Below are 24284 nucleotides of genomic sequence, written 5' to 3' on the forward strand. Positions count from 1 at the left end.
CCGACGATCAGCACCAGCGTCGTATCCTTGAACAGGCCGATGAACGTATTGACGATGCCGGGAATGACATGACGCAGCGCCTGAGGCAACACGACCAGCCCCATGGCCTGCCAATAGCTGAGCCCCCCTGCCCGCGCCGCCTCATATTGACCGCGCGGAATGGCCTGCAGCCCGCCGCGCACCACTTCCGCCATATAGGCCGATGCGAAGAGGGCCACACCGACGAGGCACCGCAGTAGATTGTCGAGCGAAACCCCTTCCGGCAGGAAAAGCGGCAACATGACACTCGCCATGAAAAGCACGGTGACGAGCGGCACGCCGCGCCAGAATTCGATGAAGACGATCGAGACCAAGCGGATCGCAGGCATGGAGGAGCGCCGCCCCAGAGCGAGAACGATACCCAGCGGCAGCGAAATCACGATGCCCGTCACCGCCACGACAAGCGTCACCAGCAACCCGCCCCAATAGCTCGTATCGACCGCGGGCAGGCCCGGACGCCCGCCGGCAAGCAGCGTGACGGCGATAACCGGATAAGCGATGAGCAGAAAGATCAGGTTGAAGCGCTTTGCGGGCGCCGCCGGAATAAGCGCAGGGATGAGCCCGATCGCCCCGAGCGCAAACACGACATAGACCCGCCAGACTTCCGACGGCGGATAGCGCCCATAGAGGAACTGGTCGATATTGGCCCAGACGAAAGGCCAGCAGGCCCCGGCATCCGGCCCGAGGCAGGCTTCGCGCGAAGAACCGGTCCATACGGCATTCACAAACGTGAAATCGATGAATGGCGGCACAACCAGCCAGATGACGTAAAGCGACAACAGGGTCAGCGCGGTATTGAACCAGCTCGAAAACAGGTTTCGCCGCAGCCATGTGAGGCCCCGCGCCATGGAAAGCGGCACATGCGGTTTTTGGACCTGAGATGTCGTATCCGTCATCTACCGCTCCTGAATGGCCACACGGGCATTGTAGAGGTTCATGAGGAACGACGTGACGAGGCTTATCGTGAGATAGACGGCCATGGTGAGCGCGATCACCTCGATGGCCTGCCCGGTCTGGTTGAGCACGGTCCCGGCAAACACCGCCACCAGGTCGGGATAGGCAATCGCAACGGCCAGCGAAGAGTTCTTGGTAAGATTGAGGAGCTGGCTCGTCAGCGGCGGCACGATCACCCGGAGCGCCTGCGGAATGACGACGAGGCGCAAGGTGCGGCCCTGCGGCAGGCCGAGCGCATAGGCCGCTTCCGTCTGCCCATGGCTGACCGACAGGATACCGGCGCGGACGATCTCGGCGATGAACGCCGCCGTGTAAAGCGTGAGGCCAAGAAGCAGGGCGATGAATTCCGGTATGAGGCGCATCCCGCCATCGAAGCCGAAACCTCGATAGACCGGAAGGTCGAGCGTGAACGGCGCCCCGCCGACAAGCCATATCAGCGCGGGAACACCAAGCACGATCGCGATGGCCGTGCGCCAGGCCGGGAATATCTCACCCGTCGCGGCTTGCCGCTTGCGCGCCCAGCGAATGATCGCATAACCCGCAACGAGCGACAGCAGCACGGCAATGACGAACAGAGTGGAACTCTCGCCGAACACCGGTGAGGGAACCACCACGCCCCTGTTGTTCAGATAGACGCCTTCGAGCGGCGACAGGCTGTCGGCCGGCGGCGGAAGCGGCCGCAAAACGGTGAAGTAACAGAAGAACAGTTGAAGCAGGAGCGGAATGTTCCGCATCACCTCGACATAGGTCCAGGCGAGCCTCGACACCAGCCAGTTGCTGGAAAGCCGCGCCACGCCGACGAAGAAGCCGAGAATGGTGGCCAGAACGATACCGATACCGGCAACCATCAGCGTGTTGATCAGGCCGACCAGAAAGGCCCGACCATAGGAAGACTCTTCCGTATAGGGAATGAGCGACTGAACGATACCGAACCCGGCCGTATTGTCCATGAAGCCGAAACCGGTCGCGATGTTCAGCCGCGCCAGATTGGCCTGTGTCGTCGTGACGATGACCCATCCGCCATAGAGAACAACAGCAATCAGCGCCGCCTGATAGACGACCGATTGAACTGCCGGATTGGACCATTTCAGCCCGATCTTCTGCTTGCCCTTTGTCGGTGCCCCCGCCACGCCCTTCACCTATCGGATCGGCGGCGCATACATGATGCCGCCCTTGTTCCAGAGCGCGTTCAGCCCGCGCTCAATACCAAGTTTTGTATTCGTGCCGACATTTCTCTCGAACACTTCGCTGTAATTTCCGACATGACGGATGATACGAACGACCCAGTCGTCCGTGAGGCCGATCATATGGCCGTAGGCCCCCTCACCGCCAAGCAAGCGGCGCACTCTCGGCGAATCCGAGCCCTTCATCTCCTCCACATTCTTGGAGGTAACGCCCAGCTCATCGGCATTGATCAAGGCGAAGAGCGTCCAGCGCGCAATGTCGGCCCATTGCGGATCGCCCTGCCGCACGGCCGGCCCCAATGGTTCCTTTGAAATGATCTCCGGCAGAATTCTGTGCTGGGAAGGATCCTTCATCTTCAGCCTGACCGCGGCGAGGCCGGACGCATCCGTCGTATAGGCATCGCACCGATGATTGTCATAGGCGGCGAGCGCTTCGTCGTTCTTCTCGTAGGAAAGCACCTTGTATTTGTACCCGTGCGACCGGAAATAATCCGCCACATTGAGCTCGGTCGTGGTGCCGGTCTGTGTGCAGATCGTCGCGCCATCGAGGTCGGCGGCATTCTCGATGCCGGAGTCCTTGTGCACGATGAAGCCCTGGCCGTCATAATAGCTGACGCCCGCGAAATCGAGCCCGAGCTGCGTATCGCGCGACATGGTCCAGGTCGTATTGCGGGACAGGATATCGATCTCGCCCGATTGAAGCGCCGTAAAACGGTCCTTCGCATTGAGCGGACGGAATTTCACCTTGGTCGGATCGTCGAAAATCGCCGAGGCGAGCGCCCGGCAATAATCCACATCGATGCCGGACCAGTGTCCCTTGTCGTCGGGATTCGAAAATCCGGGCAGCCCCTGATTCACGCCGCAGACGAGTTCGCCCCGGTTGCGCACCTCGGCAAGCGTGTTGCCCGCCCTGACTTCAGGCCGCGCCTTGCCGTCAGCACTTTCCGCCGCAGCCGGGCGATTGCCAGCCGGACCGGGCGCTTGGGCTATGGGCATGAAGAGGTAGACGATTGCCGCTCCGAGCACGAGGCCCATCAAAAGAGCCTGAAATCGATTCTCCATCCCGCTTCCTTTGCCAGCGCCCTGTGACAAGATGTTATGGTGTCCGCCAAGAGACTAACCACGATGCGCCTCAGCGCAAGGCCTGAGGCAGCCAGCACCACGCCGGGATATTATGAGCGAAAAGAAATTCTCCCGTCCGGAAACGACGATCGTCACGGCGGGGCGCGATCCGGAAGCCAATTTCGGGGTTGTCAACCCGCCCGTCTATCACGCCTCGACGATTCTCTATCCGACCTTCCAGTCGCTGAAAAAGCGCGAGGTCAAATACACCTATGGACGCCGCGGCACCCCCACGACCGCCATGCTGGCCGAGGCCGTGGCGGAACTCGAGGGCGGCGTGCATTGCGCTCTCGCCCCGTCCGGCCTTGCCGCGGTCACCATCTCGCTGCTCGCAAACCTGAAGGCCGGCGACCATTTGCTGATGACGGACAGCGTCTACGGTCCGACCCGCAATTTCTGCGACACGACGCTCACCCGTTTCGGCGTCGAGGTCGAATATTACGATCCCCGCATCGGCGGAGACATTTCGAAGCTCATCCGCCCAGCCACAACCGTCGTCTTCGTGGAATCGCCCGGCTCCGTCACCTTCGAGGTGCAGAATATTCCCGCCATCGCCGAGGCGGCGCATGAAGGCGGCGCGCTCGTCATCATGGACAACACCTGGGCCTCGCCGCTTTTCTTCAAACCCTTCGAGCACGGCGTCGATATCTCCGTTCAGGCGGCGACCAAATATCTGTGCGGCCATTCCGATGTGATGGCCGGCACGATCACCACGACCGAAGAGGCCTGGCAGCAGACCATCGACGGGCACGGCCAAATCGGCATGTGCCTGGCGCCGGACGACGCCTATCTCATCCAGCGCGGGCTTCGGACCCTCAGCGTGCGGCTGAAACAGCATATGGAAACCGGCCTGATACTGGCCCGCTGGCTCGAAACCCGGCCGGAAGTCGCACGTGTCATCCATCCCGCACTCCCCAGCCACCCCGATCACGCGCTGTGGCAGCGTGACTTTACCGGCGCAAGCGGATTGTTTTCCATCGAGCTTACGCCATGCTCGGACGACGCGCTGGCCGCGATGCTGGACGATCTGGAACTTTACGGCATGGGATATAGCTGGGGCGGGTATGAAAGCCTGATCGTGCCGCAATATCCCGCAAAGATCCGTACAGCAACGAAATACGAGGCGGAAGGCCCCCTGCTCCGCATCCATGCAGGCCTTGAATCGCCTGAGGATCTCATGGCCGATCTGGAGGCCGGTTTCGACCGGCTGAACGCCGCCCGCTAACCCCAGCCATCTACCGACAACAGGAAATTTCAATTGGCCCGCAAAGAAGTCAAAAGCGAAATCGCCGGCAAGGTCTGGAAGATCGAAGCCGGTGTCGGAGACAGCCTCGAAGAGGAAGATCCCATTCTCATCCTTGAATCGATGAAGATGGAAATCCCGGTCGACGCGCCCTTCGACTGCACCCTGGTGGAAATCCTCGTCGCCGAGGAAGACCCGGTTGCGGAAGGACAGACGGTCGCCATTGTCGAGGAAAACTAAATCTCAGGCGTTCTCGCCGAAGAGCCGCCTCAAATGCGGGTTGAGGAATTTTCCGTTGGGGTCGAGCCTGCGGCGCACCTGCTGGAAGTCCTCCCAACGCGGATAAAGGTTCCGCAGCTCGGCCTCGCCAAGCGTGTGAAGTTTCCCCCAATGCGGACGCCCCTGATAGCGCGCAAAAATCTCCTCCGCTCCCTTGAAAAGCTCGGCATAGGGCTGACGGTGATACTGGTGAACTGAAATCGTCACGCTGTCGCGCTCATGGAACGGGCTCAGCCAGGCATCGTCCGCGGCGACATAGCGGAATTCGAGCGGGAAAAGGAAATTCACCCCGCACTTCTTCATATACTCGCCAACCTCCGCAATGCAGTCGGGGCCGCTCTCGGCGGGCACCGCATACTCCATTTCGTTGAAGCGGACATTCCGGTCGCTCGGAAACGCATCGAAAGACCATCTGGCCTTGCCGGCCTGACCCGGCGCATAGCGCTCGCCCGCATTGCGCGTCATGAAGCGCTGAATGGGACCGCGCAAAGGCGGGGCAAAGCGCGCAGCATCGCAAGCCCGCTGCATGATCCTGTCACCGCGCGACACCTCTCCGTCAGGCGCGCGGCGGCGCGGCTTCGCAGGCTGATCCGTTTCGTTGAGCGTCTTCACCAACACATCGTCTGCAAACGGAAACCAGAAAAACTCGAAATGCCGATTGGCGTCACGCATCTCCGGCGCTTTGGCCAGCGCTTCGGAGAGCGCCATGCGGCCGCCGCCTTCCTCCAGCGCATAGGAAGGACGGAGCTGCATCTCGATTTCGCTCATCACGCCCAGACTGCCGAAGCTGACGCGCCCCGCATCGTAGACATCGGCGTTCTCGTTGCGGTTGCAGTCGAGTACCTCGCCCGACGCTGTCACCAGCCTGAAGCTCTGTACGGCGGCGGAAAGAGAACCGAGCTTTCCGCCTGTGCCATGCGTGCCCGTTCCCACGGCGCCCGCAAGCGCCTGCCGGTCGATATCGCCCTGATTGGCGAGCGCCAGCCCCTTATCGTGCAGCATGGGGCCGAGATCGCGGATCGTCGTTCCCGCAGCGATGCGCGCCGTTTGCGCATTTGCGTCATGCCCCGTCACGCCGCTCATTTTTTCCAGAGACAGCAGAACATCGTCGGATGGCACGATTGCGGTGAAGGAATGCCCCCGGCCCGCAACACGGACAGGTCCTGCCGCCTCGCCAACGATGCGCGCCAGTGCGTCCTCGCTCTCGGGCGTCAGAATTTCCTTAGGCCAGGCTTTGACCCAACCGGACCAGTTCGACCAGACGGTGCTCATGCTTCCTCCTGTTCTTTGCGAACATGCTATCCGCTCGCCGGGCGCCGCAACAGAGCTGTCCCCACAAAACAAAATCCCCGGCATGGCCGGGGATGATGCTGCGGACAGAAAATGCCGCGGATCTATTTCATGGACTCCGCCTCGACAGCGGGTGCGAGCGGTTCCTGCGGCTGCGATTTCAGCATTTTCGCCGCCATTTTCGACGCCGCCTTGATGTCGGCGGGCTCCATGGTCTTCGAAAGCCGCTTGATCGCCTCGGCCGGATAGTTGGGAAAACCGTTCTTGGCGGCCATGAGGTAATAGGCATAGGCGAGCTTCTGGTCCTTTTCGACGCCCTCGCCGTCCTCATACATGGTCCCGATATTGTATTGCGCATCCGGCTTGCCGTTATCCGCCGCCGCCTTGTACCACTTGGCCGCAAGCTTCGGATCGCGCTTCACGCCCCATCCCTTGTCGTAATAGGTACCGAGATCCATCTGCGCGCGAGGATCGCCTCCATCCGCGCCGATCATCATGTACTTCACGGCATCGGTGATACTCCGGTCCACGACCTTGGCGTCGAAATACTCCTCGCCCAGACGGAAGGCAGCGCCCGGATCCTTCTTTTCTTCCACCGCGCGCTTCCAGACCTTCATCGCCGCTTTGTAGTAGCCCCGATGATACAGGTCCTGGCCGGACGCCTCACTGGCATCCTTCACCTGGGCAGCCGTGGTGATCGGCTTGTCGGCGGACGCAAAAGCCGGCTGCACGAAGTTCAGCGACAGGGCGAGCAGCAAAGCCGCAGCCGCGACCGTCAGCGCCGTCAGTACATCCTGGCGTTGCCTGGCCGACCCGCTCGATTCCTTGTGCATGTTTTCGTCTCCTCCGCTCGTTCTCCAGTGTGCATAAGGCGCAGCACATCATCCCTTCCATGAAGGATGAAAGTCATGGCCGGACGGCGCAACTTAAACCTTGGTTACCCGACTGAAAGACAGGTCACGCCGCCGAAGTCACATTTCTAGGGAACGATATGGGTCCCGGCACTGCCGTCGAAAACCGCCAATGCCTGAGAAAGGCTGCCGATAGAGGCCGTTTTCCCTGCTTCCAGAGCGAAATAGGCGGCGGCCTCCACTTTGGGGCCCATGGAGCCTGCGGCATAGCCGGAGCCATCCGCCTCAGTGGCATTTATTTCCGTAATCAATTCCTGATCAGGCGTCCCCCAATGCGCAAACACGCCTTCGACATCCGTCAGAATCACCAGCCGGTCCGCCTTGAGCCGGTGCGCCAGCAAAGCCGCCGCCCGATCCTTGTCGATCACCGCCTCGACCCCGGAAAGCCCCCCGCCATCCTGTGGAACGACCGGAACGCCCCCGCCACCCGCACAAATCACCATCGCACCGGAGGCAATCAGCGCAGAAATGGCGGGCAGCTCCACAATCTCGCGAGGCAACGGCGACGCGACGACACGCCGCCAACCGGATTTGCCTTCCTCCACCATGGCCCAGCCGCGCGCCGCGCCCAGTTCCTCTGCCTGCGCCGCGGTGTAAACCGGTCCGATGGGCTTGGTTGGTGTCTGGAACGCGGGATCGTCGCCATCCACCTCGGCCCGTGTGATGAGCGTCGCAATCGAATGATCTGTCAGCTCGGCCTGAAGCTCCTGCGCAATGACATATCCGATCATCCCCTGGGATTCCGCGCCGAGGATATCGAGCGGATAGGCAGGCACGTCCTTATAGGCATCCGCTTCCAGCGCGAGCAGGCCGACCTGCGGCCCGTTGCCATGGACGAGGACCAGTTCATGGCCTTTCGCGATGGCGGCGATCTGCCCCGCCGCCTCGCGCATGTTCCGGCGCTGGTTTTCCGCCGTCAGCGGTTCCCCCCTCTTCAGAAGAGCATTCCCGCCCAAGGCAACGACAATCCGCATGGCTCGATACCTATCCGGCGATACCCACCGGTTGCTGTTGCGTGATGCAATGGATATTGCCGCCGCCAAGCAAAATCTCGCGCGCGGGCACCTGAACCACCTGGCGTCCGGGAAAGAGCTTGCGAAGCGTCTCGGCGGCCCGCTCGTCCATCGGATCGTCAAAGGCCGGGACGGCCACGACCGAATTCCCGATGTAGAAATTCACATAGGACGCGGCCATCCGGTCGCCCTCGCGCCGGGGCTGGGTCCCTTCGACGACATCGACGCCTGCCGATTCTTCGGCGGTGATCAGGACGGGCGACGGCTGGTGAATCTTGTGGACCTCGAGCTTGCGGCCGCGTGCATCCGTCGCCGCGCTCAATCGCTCATAGGCATCGAGCGAAATCTCGTATTGCGGATCGGATTTATCGTCCGTCCATGTCAGCGCCACAACGCCGGGCTCCACGAAGCAGGCGATATTGTCCACATGCCCGTTCGTCTCATCGTTGAAGACCCCGCGATCCAGCCAGACCACCTTGGTGATATTCAGATACTCGCCCAGCACGTCTTCCAGTTCCTTGCGGGAGAGCCCGGGATTCCTGTTCTTGTTGAGCAGACATTCCTCGGTCGTCAGCAAGGTGCCCTCACCGTCGACGTGAATGGAGCCGCCCTCCAGAACGATGGGCGCGCGATAGCTGTGCATCTTTTCGATCTCGGCCGCTTTCAGCGCCACCAGATCGTCCTGATCCCATGGAAAATAGAGGCCGCCTTCCAGCCCGCCCCATGCGTTGAAGATCCAGTCGATGGCGCGGATTTCGCCATCCCCATTGGTGACGAAAGTGGGTCCGCAATCCCGCATCCAGGAATCGTCATTGGATATTTCGACGACCCGCACCTTCGCCGGAAGCATGGCCCGTGCATTCTGGTACTGACGCGGAGAAACCCCCACCGTGACGGCCTCGCTGGTGGAAATCGCCTCGGCGACCGCCACGAACGCGGTCTGGGCCGGCTTGGCACCGAGGCGCCAATTGTCCGGGCGCTCGGGCCACAGCATCCAGCATCCCGAATGAGGTTCGAATTCGCCCGGCATGCGAAAGCCGTCGGCGCGGGGGGTGGTTTGCAGGCGTTTGCTCATAGCACTCTCCAAAAAGAACGGATGCCGGGCCCGCCGGGGCCCGGCACCTTGAAGACAGTTCAGACCTTTTTGCCCATCCGGATCAGCACCTCACCGACGATCAGCGTCACAACGACACCGGCAACGATCGACATCGCATAGTTCCAGTCGAAATCGCCTGGAATATAGATGAAGAACACGATCGCCTGAACGATGAACGCCATGCAGACAAGCGAGAGGGCCCAGGCCGTCCCATTGCCACCCGGCACGCGATAGGCGCGCGGCCGGTCGGCATCGACAGCCCGCAACCTCAGGAAGGCGGCGAACATCAGAAGGTAAGGCAACAGGAACACAACCGACGAGAAGGCGAAAAGCGTCCAGAACAGATCCTCCGCATCAGCCGCCATGAAACCGTAGATCGCGATCACGACGGTCGTGACCACCGCCGTCACAATCGCCGCCGAGGCGGGCGTCTTGTGAACGGGATGCAGCTTTTCGAACATGGGCGGCAGCGCACCGTCACCGGCGGCCTCCGCGGCGGACCGGTTCGCACCGAGCGTCCATGTCACCATGTTTGCGACAAAGGTGTAGAGCGCCATGACACCCAGCACATAAACGGCGGCTTGCCCTGCCCCGCTGTCGCCGAGCAATTGACGAAGCGTATCGATGATACCTTCCACCAGATTGATCTGGTCGAGCGGCAGCGCGATCAGGATGCCGATGGTGCCGAGCAGATAGAAAGCTGCAATCAGAACGCCGGACACAATGATGGCGAGCGGCACATCCCGCGCGGGATTCTTCATCTCGGCGCCTGCGCCGGACATAAGCTCGAAGCCCATGAAGTTGTAGACAATGACCGGCAGGAAGGCGAGCGTCACGCCCCAGCTCGGCGCCATGCTCTGCAGCGTCAGCTCGTTCGCCACGCCGTGCTGGCTTGCATAGACAAAGCCGCCAATGCCGATGGTCAGCATGATCGCGACCTTGAAAATCGCCCCGATATTCGGCACCCATTTACCGACATCGAGCGCAATGATGTTGATCCAGGCCACGAGCCAGGTGAGCACCACCGCAATCCCGATTTGCCACCAGAGCGGCAATCCCGGAAAGAAGAGAGTGGCAAAGATACCGGCGAACAGAATGAACACGGAGGGCTGCCACAGAGCGACATTGATCCACCAGAGCCACGCGGTTCGTCCGCCCCATTTGGGACCGAAAGCACGCCTCACCCAGGCGTAGATACCGCCCTGGTCGGGATAGGTGCTGCCCAGTTCCGCCGTGATCAGGCCATAGGGGATAAAGAAAAGGATCATGGTGAAAATCCACCAGAAGACAGACTGCGCGCCGATAGCGGCGGAGGCTGCCAACTGGTCGATCACCAGAATTGCGCAAACGGTGAAAAGGGTCATATCGAGCCCCTTCAACACCTTCTTGAAGCCACCGGCGCCAGTCGCGCCCGGTCCCGCGGTATTTTCCGACATTATCTAGTACCCCGTTTGTTTTTCAGCCGAACTCACTCTTCAACTGCCCCATCAGCTCCCCAAAAAGGCTTCGATCTCGCCTTGGTGATGTGCAACGAGGGCTTCCGACGCACGTTTGAGGCGCGGATACACGAAATAGACAAGCAACGCTTTTTCAGTGTGAAGACGGTTTTCCGCCTGATCGAAAATCACCGATTTATCGGAATCGAGCACCTCGTCGGTGGCCTCGACACCCCGGGAAGCCGGCAGGCAATGCATGATCTTCACGGTGTCCGGCGCCTTGGAAACAAGGTCGGCGTTCACCTGATATGTCGGCATGAAGGCATCGCGCCGCTCGGGGATTTCGTCTTCCTGCCCGACCCACCACCACAGATCGGTGTAAATGAAGTCGGCATTCGAAACGGCGGCGACGGGATCGTCGGTGATAGTGAGCCTGCCGCCGGATTGCGCACAGTTCTCCTCGCCGATCTTCCGCATCTCGTCCGAGAGCTGATACTTCTTCGGCGCCGCATGGGTGAACGACATCCCAAGATGCGTGCAAATCATCATCAGCGACGAGCAGACATTCGTGGCATCGCCGACGAAGGTGACGTTGAAGTCTTCCAGCTTCTTACCCTTGGGCGCATGCTCCATCATGGTGAAGACGTCGCAAACGACCTGGGTGGGATGATTGTAATCGGTGAGACCGTTGAGAACCGGCACGGTCGCATATTTGGCGAGATCGAGAACGGTTTGATGCTTGAGTGTGCGCGCCTCGATCACATCCACCATGCGGGACACAACCTTGGCCGTGTCGCTGATCGATTCCCGCTGGCCCATATGAATTTCGCCGGGCCGCAGGTAAAGCGCATGGCCGCCCAGCTTCGTCATCGCCACTTCGAAGGAGACGCGTGTCCGCGTGGACGGTTCCTCGAAGATCATGCCCAGAGAAGCGCCCGACAGCAGCTTCGGGCAGGCCCCCTCCTTGTCGGCTCTTTTGAGCAAGCGAACGAGCTCGATAAGTCTGAGCAGTTCTTCCTTGGAGAAATCCTGTGTCTGAATGAAATGCTTAAGCACGCCGCGCCTCCATTGCCTGAAGATTCCGGTGTTTTTTTGGGGGTACCGGAAGGTTGACGCGATGATGCATCCGCGGCCGAGGCGTTTGTATCCGCAATAATACTGATGACCGCTCACCGTATCTTCTGCGGCGCAGCAAACTACTGGCAGATTGAGGGTGAAACGGAAAAGAAGAGCGAGTGGCGATCCCGGCAGGACTTGAACCTGCAACCACTCGCTTAGAAGGCGAGTGCTCTATCCAGTTGAGCTACGGGACCGAAGATGCACCCGGAGGCGGCCCGGCAAGGAACGGCGATCAATGCGTCCAGAGGGTCTTGCGGCCGAACTTGAAATTCTCTGCATAGGATTTGGCCGGAGCCTTGGCGCTATGCGGTTCGAAAACACGATAGGCCAACCCATGCTTTTCGGCATAGGCAACGGCCTCTTCTTTCGTTTCGAAACTCAACCGAAGCTGCTGGCGCGTATCCGGAGAGCTGGTCCATCCCATAAGCGGCTCAACCTGCCGCCTCGCGGATGGCTCGAAATCGAGAACCCACTTCTTCGTCTTGGCCCGGCCCGACTGCATGGCCGTCTTGGCCGGCTTATAGATGCGAACGTGTGCCAAATCCAAACTCCCGAGATCCGATCAGACTGAATTCCGAAACCTACCGATTTTGCATCTTATGGCCTCAATAAGGTCAGATTTGCAAGCCACAAGAACCATCTGGACGCCGTTCACCGTCCCGGGGAAGCCCGCAAAGCGAGCCTGCGGAGCCCTGACAGCAATAAGTCTCAAGGGCGTCATACCCCTGACATCCCCGACGCCTAGGAAACGAAAGACAGAGACGGAAGGAGGTCCCCCATGGCACACGCCATCTCAACACCCGTCTATCTTGACCGTATCGAGACCGAGGCCTTTCTGAAAAACAAGGGCTTCAACGGGCATGATATCGAATGCATCCTCGATCTCGCCGGTCCGGTTGCCCGGAGCGGGCGGGACGTATGGCCAGCAGACAGGGTAGAACGCCTCGCCAGCAGAGCCTACTGGCTGGGCGAGAACGAGGTTCACTCGGCCATCCTGGCGGCAGCCGCCTGATCTCGCCGCGCAATCGCGATCCATGGGCCTTTCTGGCCGGTTGCCGCGACGCGGCAATCGGGTGTATTGGAACGGTCTCCACCAAGTGGAGCCGTCGGGGCGTAGCGCAGCCTGGTAGCGCATCTGCTTTGGGAGCAGAGGGTCGCGTGTTCGAATCACGCCGCCCCGACCATATTCTGGCCGCGGGCCACTCCCCTAGCCTTCCTTGTGCCTCTGCATAAGCTTGAAGATGCCATTAGCCTTCAGGACCGGACGGCTTCCCACATAGAGATCGGCTTCGCAGAAACAGACCGATCGCGTCGCCTTGACGACGCGCGCCGTTCCTTCCAGCCAGTCGCCGGGCCGGGCGGAGGACAGGAAATCCGACGTCATCCGGATGGTGAGCGCCACTGTGTGGGTTTCGCGAAAGACCGCGGTGCCAAGCAACCCGTCCGCAAAGGCCATCAGCATGCCGCCATGCGTGATGCCGCGGGAATTGCAGTGCCGCTCCCTCACACGCACACCGTGCCAGAAACCGTCTTCCGTCACCTTGTGGAAAAAGGGTCCGTTATGCGTGGTGTAGGGACCGCGCGTGCTTGAAGGGACAAACCCTTCAGGCGGGTCGTCATAGGCGGAATCATCCTCGGAAAGCTTTTCGCGGCTCATACTCAACTCATCTCCCGGAAAATGGATACGGCCTTATACAAGATCAGACGCTATGGTCCGACCCGTTGCCATTCCCATTTCCATTGCCTTCCGGAAGCGAGATTTCGGCCACCATCAGCCCTTTCGGACCTTCGCCGAACCGAACGCTTACATTCTGCCCGGGGAGAAGATCGCGGATGCCATGGCGGCGCAGCGTCTCCATGTGCACGAAAATGTCCGGCGTTCCGTCTCCCCGCGTTACGAAGCCGTAGCCCCGGGCGCGGTTGAACCATTTCACCGTGGCAATTTCGTACTCGCCCACGGCAACCACGGCCGACGCCGGCGATCGATTGCGCGCGGGCACCTGAGACGAGGCGCTGCGCACGGCAGTACTCTCATCGACTTCAAGTATCCGGATTGCCTGATTGCCTTTCGGCCGCTTGACCGCCTCGCAGGAGACGGTAGCGCCTTCCTCGAGGATTTCCCTGCCTGCCTGCTTGAGGCACGACAGATGGACAAGTACATCCTCTCTGCCGTCATCGGGAACGATGAAGCCATACCCCTTGACCGCATCGAACCACTTCACGACGCCAGATACTTCGAATGCGTTATCGACGGATTCCGCCGCACTCTCCAACCGTTCTTCCATCCCAGCCACGATTACCGATCCGGCGCTCCAAGACAGAATGGCCTCTGCTCAGAAAAGCCGGGACTTCGTTCTGGTCCGTGGATCCTCCCCACGATCCCCCTCAACATGAAAAAACTATAACAGCGATACGACGGCAGTAAAGCCAAAGCCAATCTCGAAAACCGCTTCTTGTATATTAAGGGGCGCCTAAAACCGCAGACGGCATCTGGGGTTCCTTGCCCCCCATAGGGCGACTGTGCATATTAGCGTGTCGCAGCGGGAATCTTTTTCGCATCGCAACAACATCCCATTAGCAGCCTGCATGCGCCTTCGAGGAACTGCTATGCTGCGCTGCATCCAGCAGGACGCCGGTACCGAAATGGTCAAAGCCATCAGCTTGACGATCGCGCTCATAGCGCTCTGGCTCACCCTTTCGGGACACTTCACGCCTTTTCTCCTCGCGATGGGACTGGCTTCCGTTCTCTTTACCGTCTATCTCGCCGCGCGCATGCGCCTGCTGGACGACGAAGCCGTGCCCGTTCAGCTCAGGCCCGCGCTTGTCCTCTACTGGGTCTGGCTCGCTGTAGAGATTTTCAAGGCGAGCGTTGCCGTCTGCCGCGTCATCCTGGCCCGGGAGATGAAGCTCTCTCAGCAATTGATACGGGTGCCGTGGAACCAGTCGACCGAGATGGGACGAACGATTTTCGCCAATTCCATTACGCTCACGCCGGGTACGATCACCGTCGAAACCGGCAAGGACGCATTTCTTGTCCACGCCCTGACGGAAGATTTCACCGGCGCCGACGGCTTCGAAGAGATGGGCGGCAAAGTGACCGAAGTAGAGGTACGCCACCGATGATCCTTTTCATTGCCGGCACCGCTGCCCTTGTCGTTGCCATGCTGCTTGTCCTCGCCCGGCTCTATCTCGGCCCCGATCTCTACGACCGTGTATTGGCGCTGAACTCCTTCGGCACGCTCACCGTTCTCCTGCTCGGCTATATCGGCTTTCTGACGGAGCGCCCTGACTTTCTGGACATCGCCCTCCTCTATGCATTGATCAATTTCGTCGGCACCATCGCCGTGCTGAAATTCTTTCGCTACCGCGCGCTTGGGCGCGGCCTGGGCAGCCAAGACGGGCCGGAGGCCTGAGTGATGGATATGAGCCTCCTCGATCTCGCCTGCAATATTGCCACTGGCATCGCCTTCGCGACGGGAAGCTTCTTTTTGCTCGTCGGCGCCTTTGGCATCGTTCGCCTGCCCGACTTCTGGTCCCGCCTTCACGCAGCCGGCGTGATCGACACTGCCGGGGCGGAAATCATCCTGATCGGCATGATGTTCCAGACCGGCTGGGACATCGCGACGCTCAAACTGATCCTCATAGCCTTCCTGCTTTTCATCACCAGCCCGACCGCCACCCACGCGGTCAGCAATGCGGCTTTCGTTGCCGGGCTGAGGCCGCAGGATCTGAAAAAGGATGAGACGGAACAGACCCTGAGCGACGTCCCGACTGCCGCAATTCCCTACCGCAGCATGCTGCCCGAAAGCGAGCCCGCGGCCCCCAGCAAATCCTCCAGCGGAGAGGGAAGCGCATGATGACCGGCATCTCCCTGGCAGCCGTTATCAACGTCCTGCTTTTCACCTTTCTCGTCATGACGGCGATCGCCATCGTCAGGGTCCGGCACCTCTTTGCCGTCGCGATGCTGTCGGGCGTCTTCAGCCTTCTGTCCGCCGGCCTCTTCGTGGCGCTGGACGCCGTGGATGTCGCCTTCACCGAAGCGGCCGTCGGCGCGGGCATTTCCACCGTCCTGATGCTCGGCACCATGGCGCTTACCGTCACCCGCGAGAAAAGCACCAAGCGGTCGCCGGTCCTGCCGATCTTCGTCTGCCTGGTAACGGGCGCAGCTCTCGTATACAGCACGCTCGACATGCCGGCCTTCGGCACCGCGCAAGCGCCCATCCACGAGCATGTCGCACCCGACTATATCGCCCGCACGCCCGAGGAAATCGGTGTGCCGAACATCGTCACGGGCATCCTGGCCAGCTATCGCGGATACGACACCCTCGGCGAAACCACCGTGATCTTCACAGCGGCCGTCGCCGTGGTCCTGCTGCTCGGCTCTTTCAGCCGGAAAAAGCAAAAACGCACGGGCAAGGAGTGAAGCAAATGGATCATCACTCTATCCTTCGCGTCGTTTCCAAACTTCTTATCCCCCCGATCATCGTCTATGCGCTTTACGTGCAGTGGCACGGAGACTACGGACCGGGCGGCGGCTTTCAGGCCGGCGTCATCTTCGCCGTCGCCTTTATCCTCTACGGGCTGGTTTTCGGCGTCGAAGCGATGACGGACGTATTGCCGACATCCTTCATTCGCGTGGCCATGAGCCTCGGCGTCCTGATTTATGCCGGAACCGGCCTCTACGCGCTGCTCGCCGGATACAATTTCCTCGATTACGAGGCCATCGGACATGGCGGACACCACGCCCAGGAATGGGGAATCCTTATCGTGGAACTCGGGGTCGGCATCACGGTGGCTTCCGTCATGATCGGCATTTTCGTGGCCTTCGCTTCCCGCACGCCCAAACTCAAGGATGAGGATTGGTGATGCAGGAAGTCGTCTTCGATCTCGAATTCATCATCGGTCACTACAATTACTGGCTGTTCGTCATCCTGATGATGACCGGCCTCTACATCACGGTGAGCCGGGGAAATCTCATCAAGAAGGTCGTCGGCCTGAACCTGTTCCAGACATCGGTCTTCATGCTCTACATATCGATGGGCAAGATCGAGGGCGGGACGGCGCCGATCCTGACGGGCGATCCGAACACCGTCTATTCCAATCCCGTGCCTCACGTCCTGATCCTCACCGCCATCGTGGTCGGCATCGCGACAACCGCGCTGGCGCTGGCGCTGGTTGTGCGGATCAGAGAGGAATTCGGGACCATCGAAGAAGACGAACTCACCGAAATCGAAGAAAAGCTCGAATTCGCGGAACAAGGCGACGACGCGATCCCGGTCTCCGGAGAGGCTAGCGTGAACAAGAGAGAGTCCGGCGGGAAATGATCGATCTCATTACCAAAAACCTGCCGGCCCTTCAGGTCGTGATACCGCTGATGGCCGCGCCTATTTGCGCGATCTTCAACCGCGGGCGCCTGGCATGGACCATTGCGTTCATCGTTGCCATCGTGAGCTTTGCGATCTCGGCAGCCCTGCTCTCGCAGACGCTGGACGGCGGCGTTATCTCCTATCATCTGGGAGGCTGGGCGCCGCCGATCGGTATCGAATACCGGGTCGACGTCCTGAACGCCTTCGTCCTGCTGATCGTGTCCGGCATTGCGGTCGTCACGCTCCCCTACGCGGTGAAGAGCGTGGCGCAGGAAATACCTCAGGAGAAACAGGGCTTCTTCTACACGGCCTTGCTGCTCTGCCTGACGGGCCTGCTTGGCGTCACGATTACCGGCGACGCCTTCAACGTGTTCGTTTTTCTGGAGATATCCTCCCTCTCGACCTACGCCCTGGTCGCGACGGGCGCGGAGCGCAACCGGCGCGCCCTGACGGCCGCCTATAACTATCTGATCATGGGCACTGTGGGCGCGACCTTCTTCGTCATCGGCCTGGGTCTTCTCTACATGGCGACCGGTACGCTCAACATGGTCGACCTCGCCCACCAGATCACCCTGCGCGGCGACTCGCGCATGCTGCATATGGGCTTCGCCTTCGTGCTGGTCGGGATCGGCCTGAAGCTCGCCATGTTCCCGCTGCATCTCTGGCTGCCGAACGCCTACACCTTCGCGCCCTCGGCCGTATCCGTCTTTATCTCGGCGACATCGACCAAGGTCGCTGTCTATGTGCTGCTGCGCTTCATGTTCGGCATATTCGGCTTCGACTACGCCTATCAGCAATCGACGCTGCAATATGTGCTGCTGCCGCTGGCGCTTCTCGCCATGTTCGCCGCTTCTCTGGTCGCAGTATTCCAGACCGACCTGAAACGCATGCTGGCCTATTCCAGTATCGCGCAGGTGGGCTACATGCTGCTCGGCACGGCCTTCATGACGCAAACCGGCGTGATGGCGACAGTCATTCATCTCTTCAACCACGCAGTCACAAAGGCGACGCTCTTCATGGTTGCCGGTGCCTTCGTCTACAGCGTGGGATCGAGCAAGATTTCCGACCTCAAGGGTCTCGGCCGCGCCATGCCCTGGACGAGTGCCGCCTTCGTGGTCGGCGGGCTCAGCCTGATCGGTATCCCGCTCACCGTCGGCTTCGTCAGTAAATGGTATCTCGTGCAGGCGGCACTGGAGCTCGGCTGGTGGCCCATCGCCGCAGCCATTGTGCTCTCGTCGCTCATTGCCGTCGCCTATGTCTGGCGCATCGTGGAAACGCTCTACCTCCACTCTCCGTCGCCCGACAGCAAGGCGAAGGAAGCGCCTCTCGCGATGATTATCCCCATGTGGGTGCTGGCCGCCGCGACCGTCTATTTCGGCACCCATGCCGCGCTGACCAGTGCAGCGGCAAGCCGTGCCGCCTCGACGCTTATTTCCGCGTCCAACATCATTTGGCAGTGAGGGACGCATGATCGCAATCGACGGCAGCACGGGCATCCTTCTGGCGATCGGCATTCCGCTGATCGTCACGCTGTTTATCGCCGCCTTTTCCCGCATGCCAAACCTGCGCGACGCCTCCAGCGTCATCGCGGCCGTCCTGACCTTCCTAGTCGTTCTGGACCTGCTCGGCATGGTCAATGCGGGGCAAACGCCGTCCGTCTCCCTCTTCGAGGTGATGCCCGGTCTGGTGATTTCCTTTTCCATCGAACCGCTGGGCATGATCTTCGCGCTGGTCGCTTCAGGTTTGTGGATCCCCGCTGCGATCTACTCCATCGGCTATATGCGCGCGGAAAACGAACGTCATCTGACGCGCTTCAACATCTGCTATGCGCTGGCCATTTCCGCCGCCATCGGCATTGCCTTCTCGGCAAACCTCTTCACGCTCTTCATCTTCTATGAAGTGCTGACGGTGTCGACTTATCCTCTGGTTGCGCATAAACAGACCGACGAGGCGCGCCGCGGCGCCCGCACCTATCTCGCCATCCTGATGTCGACGTCGATCCTGTTCCTGCTGACGGCGATCATCTGGACGTGGAGCGCCACGGGCACACTGGACTTCCAGCCCGGCGGCTTCATTGCCGGTCACGTGGACCCGGCGTTGGTGCCGGTCCTGCTGGCCCTCTTCGCCTTCGGTATCGGCAAGGCGGCGCTCATGCCGTTCCATCGCTGGCTGCCCTCGGCCATGGTCGCGCCAACGCCGGTGAGCGCGCTTCTCCACGCCGTGGCCGTTGTGAAGGCCGGCGTCTTCACCATGCTGAAGGTCGGCGTCTATGTTTTCGGCGTGGATTACCTGTCTCAGACCGACGCGTCGCAATGGCTCGTCTGGCTCGCATCGGCGTCGATCCTGATTGCCTCCATCATCGCGCTGACCAAGGACGATCTGAAGGCGCGGCTTGCCTATTCCACCGTCAGCCAGCTTTCCTACATCACGCTCGGCATGGCGATGGCGACGCAGATGGGGATCATCGGCGGCACGATGCACATCGTCACCCACGCCATCGGCAAGATCACGCTCTTCATGTGCGCCGGCGCCATCTATGTCGCGACCCACAAGAAGAAGGTCAGCGAACTCGACGGGCTGGGCCGCGAAATGCCCTTCACCTTCATTGCCTTCACCATCGCCTCGATCAGCATTATCGGCCTGCCGCCCTTCGCCGGCGCATGGAGCAAGATGTACCTGATGCTGGGTGCGGCCAATTCCGGTCAACTCGCGCTGATCGGTGTTCTCCTCGTCAGTTCGCTGCTGAACATCGCCTATCTCATGCCCATCGTGGCCCGGGGATTTTTCGCGCCCTCGCCCGTTGCCGCTCATTCGCTGGGCGCCGCCGCGGCCGACGATGGCAAGCGCTGGCGGGAAGCCCCCTTTCTCTGCGTTCTGCCGCTCTGCCTGACGGCCCTCCTCTGCATTCTCCTCGTTTTTGAAATCGGCCCGCTTTATGAGTTCCTGCTGCACATACCCATCCTGCCGGAGGTGCCGACGCCATGACATCGCATGACGATATCTCGCCCGACGACATGCACTGGCTCTCCCGCAAGCTGCTATGGGTGGAAAAACCGGGCGCCGGAAAGCGGGTTCTCATTGTGCTGCTGGCCATCTGCGCTGTGCTCGCGCTTGCAGATTTCGCCTATCACAAGCACGCCTATTTCCACATCGAGGAAATCCCCTTCATCTACGCCGTCTATGGTTTTGTGTCCTACGCCACGGTCATCTTTCTCGCGAAAGGACTGCGTCTGATCATCCGGCGTCCCGAGGACTACTACGCGCAGGATTCCACCGAAGTGGAAGACGAACGGCCGGCGGGCAGCGATCCGTCGACCTTGATACCCGGTTCGCTGAGCGACAGAGCCAACCGCCCGGGCGGCATTTCCGGAGGAGGCTCCGCACATGAATGAGGTCCTCCTGCCGCCGCTGATCTATGGCCTTGGCGCCATCTCCATCCCGTTTCTTCCCGCGGGCAAGCTTCGGCAGGCATTGATGCTAGCCGTACCGGTGCTGGCCTTCGCGCTGATTGGCAACCTTCCCTACGGGGACTATGCCGTCTTCAACGCGGCCGGACTGCATATCGGCTTGCTGCGCATCGACGCCCTGTCATGGATTTTCGCGCTGATCTTCTCGATCGCGGCCTTCATCTCGCTCCTCTATGCCTGGCATGTCGACGACCGCGTGCAACAGGTGACGACGCTGCTCTATGCAGGCTCGGCCATCGGCGCGGTTTTTGCCGCCGATCTCGTTTCGCTTTTCGTCTTCTGGGAAGGCACGGCCATCGCCTCCGTCTTCCTGATCTGGGCGCGGCGCACCGAAGGCTCCTACCGGACGGGCATGCGCTATCTGGTCATTCAGGTCTTTTCCGGCGTGCTGCTGCTGGCCGGTACGGTCCTGATGTATCGCGACACGGGCTCGGTCGCCTTTAATGCGATGACGCTTGGCAGCACCGCAACCTGGTGCATCTTCATCGCCTTCGGCGTGAAATGCGCCTTCCCGCTGCTGCATAACTGGCTGCAGGATTCTTATCCCGCCGCCACCATCACCGGCACGGTGACGCTCTCCGCCTTTACGACCAAACTTGCGGTCTACGCGCTGGCGCGTGGTTTTCCCGGCACCGAACTGCTGATCTATATCGGCGCGGTCATGACGCTCTTTCCGGTCTTCTTTGCCGCCATCGAAAACAATCTCCGCCGGGTGCTTGCCTACAGCCTCAACAACCAGCTGGGCTTCATGGTGGTCGGCATCGGCATCGGCACGCCGCTCGCGCTGAACGGCACGGTGGCGCATGCCTTCTGTCACATCCTCTACAAGGCACTCCTCTTCATGAGCATGGGCGCCGTGATGTATCGCACAGGCACCTCGAAAGCCTCGGAGCTTGGCGGGCTCTACAAGTCCATGCCCTTCACCATGGTCTTCTGCATCATCGGCGCGATGTCGATTTCCGCCTTCCCGCTCTTTTCCGGGTTCGTCTCGAAGAGCCTCATTCTCTCCGCCAGCGCGGATAACGGGTATTTCTTCATCTGGCTGGCGCTCATCACCGCCTCTGTCGGCGTGCTCGAACATTCCGGCATCAAGATCCCCTATTTCACCTTCTTCGCCCATGACAATGGCTGGCGGGTGAAGGAAGCACCGGTTCATATGCTGCTCGCCATGGGCATCGCCGCCGCCTTCTGCGTCGGCATCGGCGTCTTTCCCGGGCTGCTCTACCAGTACCTCCCCTACAAGATGGAAGCCTATGTGCCCTACACCACGACGCATGTGGTCACGCAGCTCCAGCTTCTGATCTTCGCCGGTCTCGCCTTCGCGCTGCTCATCCGCTACCGGCTCTATCCGGCGGAAATCCGCGCGGTGAATCTCGATACGGACTGGATCTACCGCCGCATGCTTCCGATTATCGTCGGATTTTTCGCGGCCATGATCGGCACCATCTGGAAGGCCGCCGGCCAGCTCACCCAGTATTACGTCACCAGTCTCATCCGGGGCATATACGCAACCCACGGCCCCCATGGCCCGCTTGCCCGCACCTGGCCCAGCGGATCGATGGTCCTCTGGGTTGCGGTGATCCTTGGTATGACCGTGCTACTCACCTATGTTTGACGTCTGCTCCGGCTGGCGGAAAAACAGGCAATTGAAATAAGGAGACGCGCCCATGGAAATGTCAGGCGAATACACGATCCCGGCTCCGCGCGAAAAAGTCTGGGCCGCGCTCAACGACGCCGCCGTCCTGCAGCAGTGCATTCCGGGCGCCGAAACCGTCGAACAGACGGCGGATGACGCCTTTGCAGCCGCTGTGAAAGCCAAGGTCGGCCCCGTGAGCGCCCGCTTCAAGGGCAAGGTGCAGCTCACCAATATCGATCCGCCGAACGGCTACACGATTTCCGGCGAAGGGTCCGGCGGCGCAGCGGGGTTCGCCAAGGGTTCCGCGGACGTATCGCTCGAGGACACCGCCGATGGCGGCACCAAGCTTTCCTATAAGGTGAAGGCACAGGTCGGCGGCAAGCTCGCCCAGATCGGCCAGCGTTTCATCGATTCCACGGCCGCCAAAATGTCGGAAGAATTCTTTTCGAAATTTTCCCAGGTTGCCGGCCAGACGGAACCTGAATCCGCGCCCGACGAAGGCGCAGGCGATGAACTGCCGGAAATCGTGGAAGAAGCCGCCCATGGCATCGAGGGCAAGTCGCCCGACCATGATGCGATTTCGCCCACCGGTTCGCCTCTTATCCCCGATGAGGAAGCCGGTTTCAGCATCTCTCCCTGGGTTTGGGGACCGCTCGTCATCCTAGCCGTGGTTGTCGTCGCTTTGATTATCGGCTTCTAGGACACTTAAGCGGGCAGTTCGGCCCGCAAAACTTGACGAGAAGTGACCGAAAGCAGAGACTCGTTCAGTCGGCAGCGCGTTGCTGCCGGTTTACAAGGCCCGATCCGCTGAATTTTCAGAAGAGGCCAAACTCGACGGGAGGTCGCGTATGTCCGTTGTCGCAATGACGGTCAATGGCAAGTCTGTTAGTGCCGATGTTGAACCCCGCACGCTGCTGGTCACCTATATTCGCGAGGCGCTCGGCCTGACGGGTACGCATATCGGCTGCGACACCAGCCAGTGCGGCGCCTGCGTCGTGCATGTGGACGGCAAGGCGGTGAAGAGCTGCACCATGCTGGCAGGCCAAGCCGAAGGCGCCGAGGTGACGACCATCGAGGGCCTTGCCGAGAATGGCGAACTTCATCCCGTACAGAAGGCGTTCCGGGAACATCATGGTCTGCAATGCGGCTATTGTACGCCCGGCATGATCATGACGGCGGTCGATTTGATCCGCCGTAAACCGGACCTCGATGAGGAAACCGTGCGCGAGCAGCTGGAGGGGAATATCTGCCGCTGCACCGGTTACCACAACATCGTGAAAGCAATTCTGGCGGCATCGAACGAAATGCGCTGAGGCGCAGACACATATCCGGGGAGGAGGAGCGCCATGACCGCAGAAATTTCTGAAACCGGTATCGGCAAGCCAGCGCGCCGGAAAGAGGATTTCCGTTTCATCACCGGAAGCGGCCACTACACGGACGACATCAACCGCCCGCATCAAACGCACGCGAGCTTCCTCAGATCGCCCCACGCCCACGCCAAAATCCGCTCCATCGACACGAGCGAGGCCGATAAGGCGGCGGGCGTTCTCGCCATTTTCACCGGCAACGATATCGCCAGGGACGAACTGGGCGGCCTGATCTGCGGCTGGACCGTCACCTCCAAAGACGGCGAGCCGATGAAAGTCGGCCCGCACCCCGTCCTCGCGCTCGATACCGTGCGCTATGTCGGCGATCACGTCGCAATGGTCGTCGCCGAGACACGCGAACAGGCGGAAGCCGCCGCCGAGCTCATCGACGTGGATTACGACGCCCTGCCCGCGACGGTTACTCTCGCCACCTGCCAGAATGCAGACGCACCGCAGGTTCACCCTGAAGCGCCGCGCAATACCTGCTTCGAATGGGAATTGGGCAACAAGGCTGAAACCGAAGCCGCCTTCGCAAAGGCCGACCGCATCGTCTCGCTGGATCTGGAGAACAACCGCCTGATCCCGAATGCGATGGAACCGCGCGCGGCCATCGGCGAGTTCGACAAGGGAACCGGGGATTACACGCTCTGGACCACGAGCCAGAACCCGCATGTCGCCCGTCTCGTCCTCTCCGCTTTCGTCGGCGTCGCGCCGGAACACAAGCTGCGCGTCATCGCCCCCGATGTCGGCGGCGGTTTCGGC

At 60.8% G+C, this 24284-nt stretch carries 28 protein-coding genes and 2 tRNA genes; 17 read left to right on the plus strand and 13 right to left on the minus strand.

Translation table 11 applies throughout. The annotated features are described in order from the left end of the window. The 3 genes from CMI59_RS16080 to CMI59_RS16090 form a co-directional block, all read right to left on the minus strand. Positions 1–935 (minus strand): amino acid ABC transporter permease (locus tag CMI59_RS16080; protein ID WP_293329246.1); only part of this gene is annotated, 935 nt, incomplete at its 3' end. Then, positions 936–2123, minus strand: a complete 1188-nt coding sequence (locus CMI59_RS16085) for an amino acid ABC transporter permease (RefSeq protein WP_293329247.1) — start codon at positions 2121–2123, stop codon at positions 936–938. It lies immediately after the preceding gene. A gap of 9 nt (positions 2124–2132) precedes the next feature. Continuing rightward, on the minus strand, positions 2133–3239 hold the full coding sequence (locus CMI59_RS16090; RefSeq protein WP_293329248.1) for an amino acid ABC transporter substrate-binding protein: 1107 nt from the start codon (positions 3237–3239) through the stop codon (positions 2133–2135). A gap of 112 nt (positions 3240–3351) precedes the next feature. Between CMI59_RS16090 and metC the strand changes: the two genes are divergently transcribed. Together metC and CMI59_RS16100 are read left to right on the plus strand one after the other, a co-directional pair. Beyond that, positions 3352–4524, plus strand: coding sequence for a cystathionine beta-lyase (metC, locus tag CMI59_RS16095; protein ID WP_293329249.1), 1173 nt, complete (start codon positions 3352–3354; stop codon positions 4522–4524). A gap of 33 nt (positions 4525–4557) precedes the next feature. Continuing rightward, positions 4558–4782, plus strand: a complete 225-nt coding sequence (locus tag CMI59_RS16100) for an acetyl-CoA carboxylase biotin carboxyl carrier protein subunit (protein WP_293329250.1) — start codon at positions 4558–4560, stop codon at positions 4780–4782. Positions 4783–4785: 3 nt separating this feature from the next. Here CMI59_RS16100 and CMI59_RS16105 read toward each other — a convergent pair whose 3' ends face one another. The 8 genes from CMI59_RS16105 to CMI59_RS16140 all read right to left on the minus strand — a co-directional run bounded on the left by CMI59_RS16105 (position 4786) and on the right by CMI59_RS16140 (position 12227). Beyond that, the gene (locus CMI59_RS16105; RefSeq protein WP_293329251.1) at positions 4786–6093 is read right to left on the minus strand and encodes a D-arabinono-1,4-lactone oxidase; all 1308 of its coding nucleotides are present in this window, start codon (positions 6091–6093) and stop codon (positions 4786–4788) included. Between the two features lie 122 nt (positions 6094–6215). Beyond that, positions 6216–6944 carry a tetratricopeptide repeat protein gene (locus tag CMI59_RS16110; RefSeq protein ID WP_293329252.1) on the minus strand — a complete coding sequence of 243 codons (729 nt, stop codon included), beginning with the start codon at positions 6942–6944 and terminating at the stop codon, positions 6216–6218. Positions 6945–7090: 146 nt separating this feature from the next. Further along, entirely contained in the window at positions 7091–7996 is a 906-nt protein-coding gene (gene arcC, locus CMI59_RS16115; protein WP_293329253.1) for a carbamate kinase, read from the minus strand. Positions 7997–8006: 10 nt separating this feature from the next. After that, positions 8007–9110, minus strand: a complete 1104-nt coding sequence (aguA, locus tag CMI59_RS16120; RefSeq protein WP_293329254.1) for an agmatine deiminase — start codon at positions 9108–9110, stop codon at positions 8007–8009. A gap of 59 nt (positions 9111–9169) precedes the next feature. Beyond that, positions 9170–10567 carry an APC family permease gene (locus CMI59_RS16125; protein ID WP_293329255.1) on the minus strand — a complete coding sequence of 466 codons (1398 nt, stop codon included), beginning with the start codon at positions 10565–10567 and terminating at the stop codon, positions 9170–9172. A gap of 51 nt (positions 10568–10618) precedes the next feature. Beyond that, positions 10619–11623, minus strand: coding sequence for a putrescine carbamoyltransferase (ptcA, locus tag CMI59_RS16130; RefSeq protein WP_293329256.1), 1005 nt, complete (start codon positions 11621–11623; stop codon positions 10619–10621). A 180-nt stretch (positions 11624–11803) separates the two neighbouring features. Then, positions 11804–11880, minus strand: a tRNA-Arg gene (locus tag CMI59_RS16135). 38 nt (positions 11881–11918) lie between these two features. Then, complete coding sequence (locus CMI59_RS16140) at positions 11919–12227, minus strand: ETC complex I subunit (RefSeq protein ID WP_293329257.1); 309 nt, start codon at positions 12225–12227, stop codon at positions 11919–11921. A gap of 237 nt (positions 12228–12464) precedes the next feature. Here CMI59_RS16140 and CMI59_RS16145 point away from each other — a divergent pair, with 237 nt between their 5' ends. Both CMI59_RS16145 and CMI59_RS16150 read left to right on the plus strand, forming a co-directional pair. Continuing rightward, entirely contained in the window at positions 12465–12698 is a 234-nt protein-coding gene (locus CMI59_RS16145; RefSeq protein ID WP_293329258.1) for a hypothetical protein, read from the plus strand. A 95-nt stretch (positions 12699–12793) separates the two neighbouring features. Continuing rightward, a tRNA-Pro gene (locus tag CMI59_RS16150) sits at positions 12794–12870 on the plus strand. A 23-nt stretch (positions 12871–12893) separates the two neighbouring features. On the opposite strand, the gene CMI59_RS16155 is transcribed toward CMI59_RS16150, so the two are convergent. Both CMI59_RS16155 and CMI59_RS16160 read right to left on the minus strand, forming a co-directional pair. Next, positions 12894–13343: a PaaI family thioesterase gene (locus CMI59_RS16155; RefSeq protein WP_293329259.1), complete on the minus strand. Its 450-nt coding sequence runs from the start codon at positions 13341–13343 to the stop codon at positions 12894–12896. A gap of 43 nt (positions 13344–13386) precedes the next feature. Beyond that, positions 13387–13971: a cold-shock protein gene (locus CMI59_RS16160; protein WP_293329273.1), complete on the minus strand. Its 585-nt coding sequence runs from the start codon at positions 13969–13971 to the stop codon at positions 13387–13389. A 322-nt stretch (positions 13972–14293) separates the two neighbouring features. Between CMI59_RS16160 and CMI59_RS16165 the strand changes: the two genes are divergently transcribed. From CMI59_RS16165 to CMI59_RS16225, 13 genes are all read left to right on the plus strand, one after another. Then, positions 14294–14809, plus strand: coding sequence for a Na+/H+ antiporter subunit E (locus CMI59_RS16165; RefSeq protein WP_293329260.1), 516 nt, complete (start codon positions 14294–14296; stop codon positions 14807–14809). Continuing rightward, positions 14806–15099, plus strand: coding sequence for a monovalent cation/H+ antiporter complex subunit F (locus CMI59_RS16170; protein ID WP_293329261.1), 294 nt, complete (start codon positions 14806–14808; stop codon positions 15097–15099). The genes CMI59_RS16165 and CMI59_RS16170 overlap by 4 nt, the downstream gene beginning before the upstream one ends. 3 nt (positions 15100–15102) lie before the next feature. Further along, positions 15103–15543 (plus strand): monovalent cation/H(+) antiporter subunit G, encoded by a 441-nt coding sequence (gene mnhG / locus CMI59_RS16175; RefSeq protein ID WP_293329262.1) that lies wholly within the window; start codon positions 15103–15105, stop codon positions 15541–15543. Continuing rightward, a complete protein-coding gene (locus CMI59_RS16180; RefSeq protein ID WP_293329263.1) occupies positions 15543–16109 on the plus strand; it encodes a DUF4040 domain-containing protein in 567 nt (188 codons plus the stop codon). The genes mnhG and CMI59_RS16180 overlap by 1 nt, the downstream gene beginning before the upstream one ends. A 5-nt stretch (positions 16110–16114) precedes the next feature. Then, positions 16115–16552 carry a Na(+)/H(+) antiporter subunit B gene (locus CMI59_RS16185; protein ID WP_293329264.1) on the plus strand — a complete coding sequence of 146 codons (438 nt, stop codon included), beginning with the start codon at positions 16115–16117 and terminating at the stop codon, positions 16550–16552. After that, entirely contained in the window at positions 16552–17010 is a 459-nt protein-coding gene (locus CMI59_RS16190; RefSeq protein WP_293329265.1) for a cation:proton antiporter subunit C, read from the plus strand. Before CMI59_RS16185 ends, CMI59_RS16190 begins: the two co-directional genes overlap by 1 nt. Then, complete coding sequence (locus CMI59_RS16195) at positions 17007–18512, plus strand: monovalent cation/H+ antiporter subunit D family protein (RefSeq protein WP_293329266.1); 1506 nt, start codon at positions 17007–17009, stop codon at positions 18510–18512. The genes CMI59_RS16190 and CMI59_RS16195 overlap by 4 nt, the downstream gene beginning before the upstream one ends. A 7-nt stretch (positions 18513–18519) precedes the next feature. Continuing rightward, complete coding sequence (locus CMI59_RS16200; RefSeq protein WP_293329267.1) at positions 18520–20037, plus strand: monovalent cation/H+ antiporter subunit D family protein; 1518 nt, start codon at positions 18520–18522, stop codon at positions 20035–20037. Beyond that, positions 20034–20444, plus strand: a complete 411-nt coding sequence (locus tag CMI59_RS16205; RefSeq protein ID WP_293329268.1) for a hypothetical protein — start codon at positions 20034–20036, stop codon at positions 20442–20444. The genes CMI59_RS16200 and CMI59_RS16205 overlap by 4 nt, the downstream gene beginning before the upstream one ends. After that, positions 20437–22134, plus strand: coding sequence for a Na(+)/H(+) antiporter subunit D (locus tag CMI59_RS16210; protein ID WP_293329269.1), 1698 nt, complete (start codon positions 20437–20439; stop codon positions 22132–22134). Before CMI59_RS16205 ends, CMI59_RS16210 begins: the two co-directional genes overlap by 8 nt. Before the next feature lie 52 nt (positions 22135–22186). Then, positions 22187–22855, plus strand: a complete 669-nt coding sequence (locus tag CMI59_RS16215) for a carbon monoxide dehydrogenase subunit G (RefSeq protein ID WP_293329270.1) — start codon at positions 22187–22189, stop codon at positions 22853–22855. 148 nt (positions 22856–23003) lie between these two features. Beyond that, positions 23004–23468, plus strand: a complete 465-nt coding sequence (locus tag CMI59_RS16220) for a (2Fe-2S)-binding protein (RefSeq protein ID WP_293329271.1) — start codon at positions 23004–23006, stop codon at positions 23466–23468. 33 nt (positions 23469–23501) lie between these two features. Next, on the plus strand, positions 23502–24284 hold a 783-nt coding region (locus tag CMI59_RS16225), incomplete at its 3' end, for a molybdopterin cofactor-binding domain-containing protein (RefSeq protein ID WP_293329272.1).

The sequence above is a fragment of the Parvibaculum sp. genome, from assembly GCF_002684405.1.
Taxonomy (GTDB): domain Bacteria; phylum Pseudomonadota; class Alphaproteobacteria; order Parvibaculales; family Parvibaculaceae; genus Parvibaculum.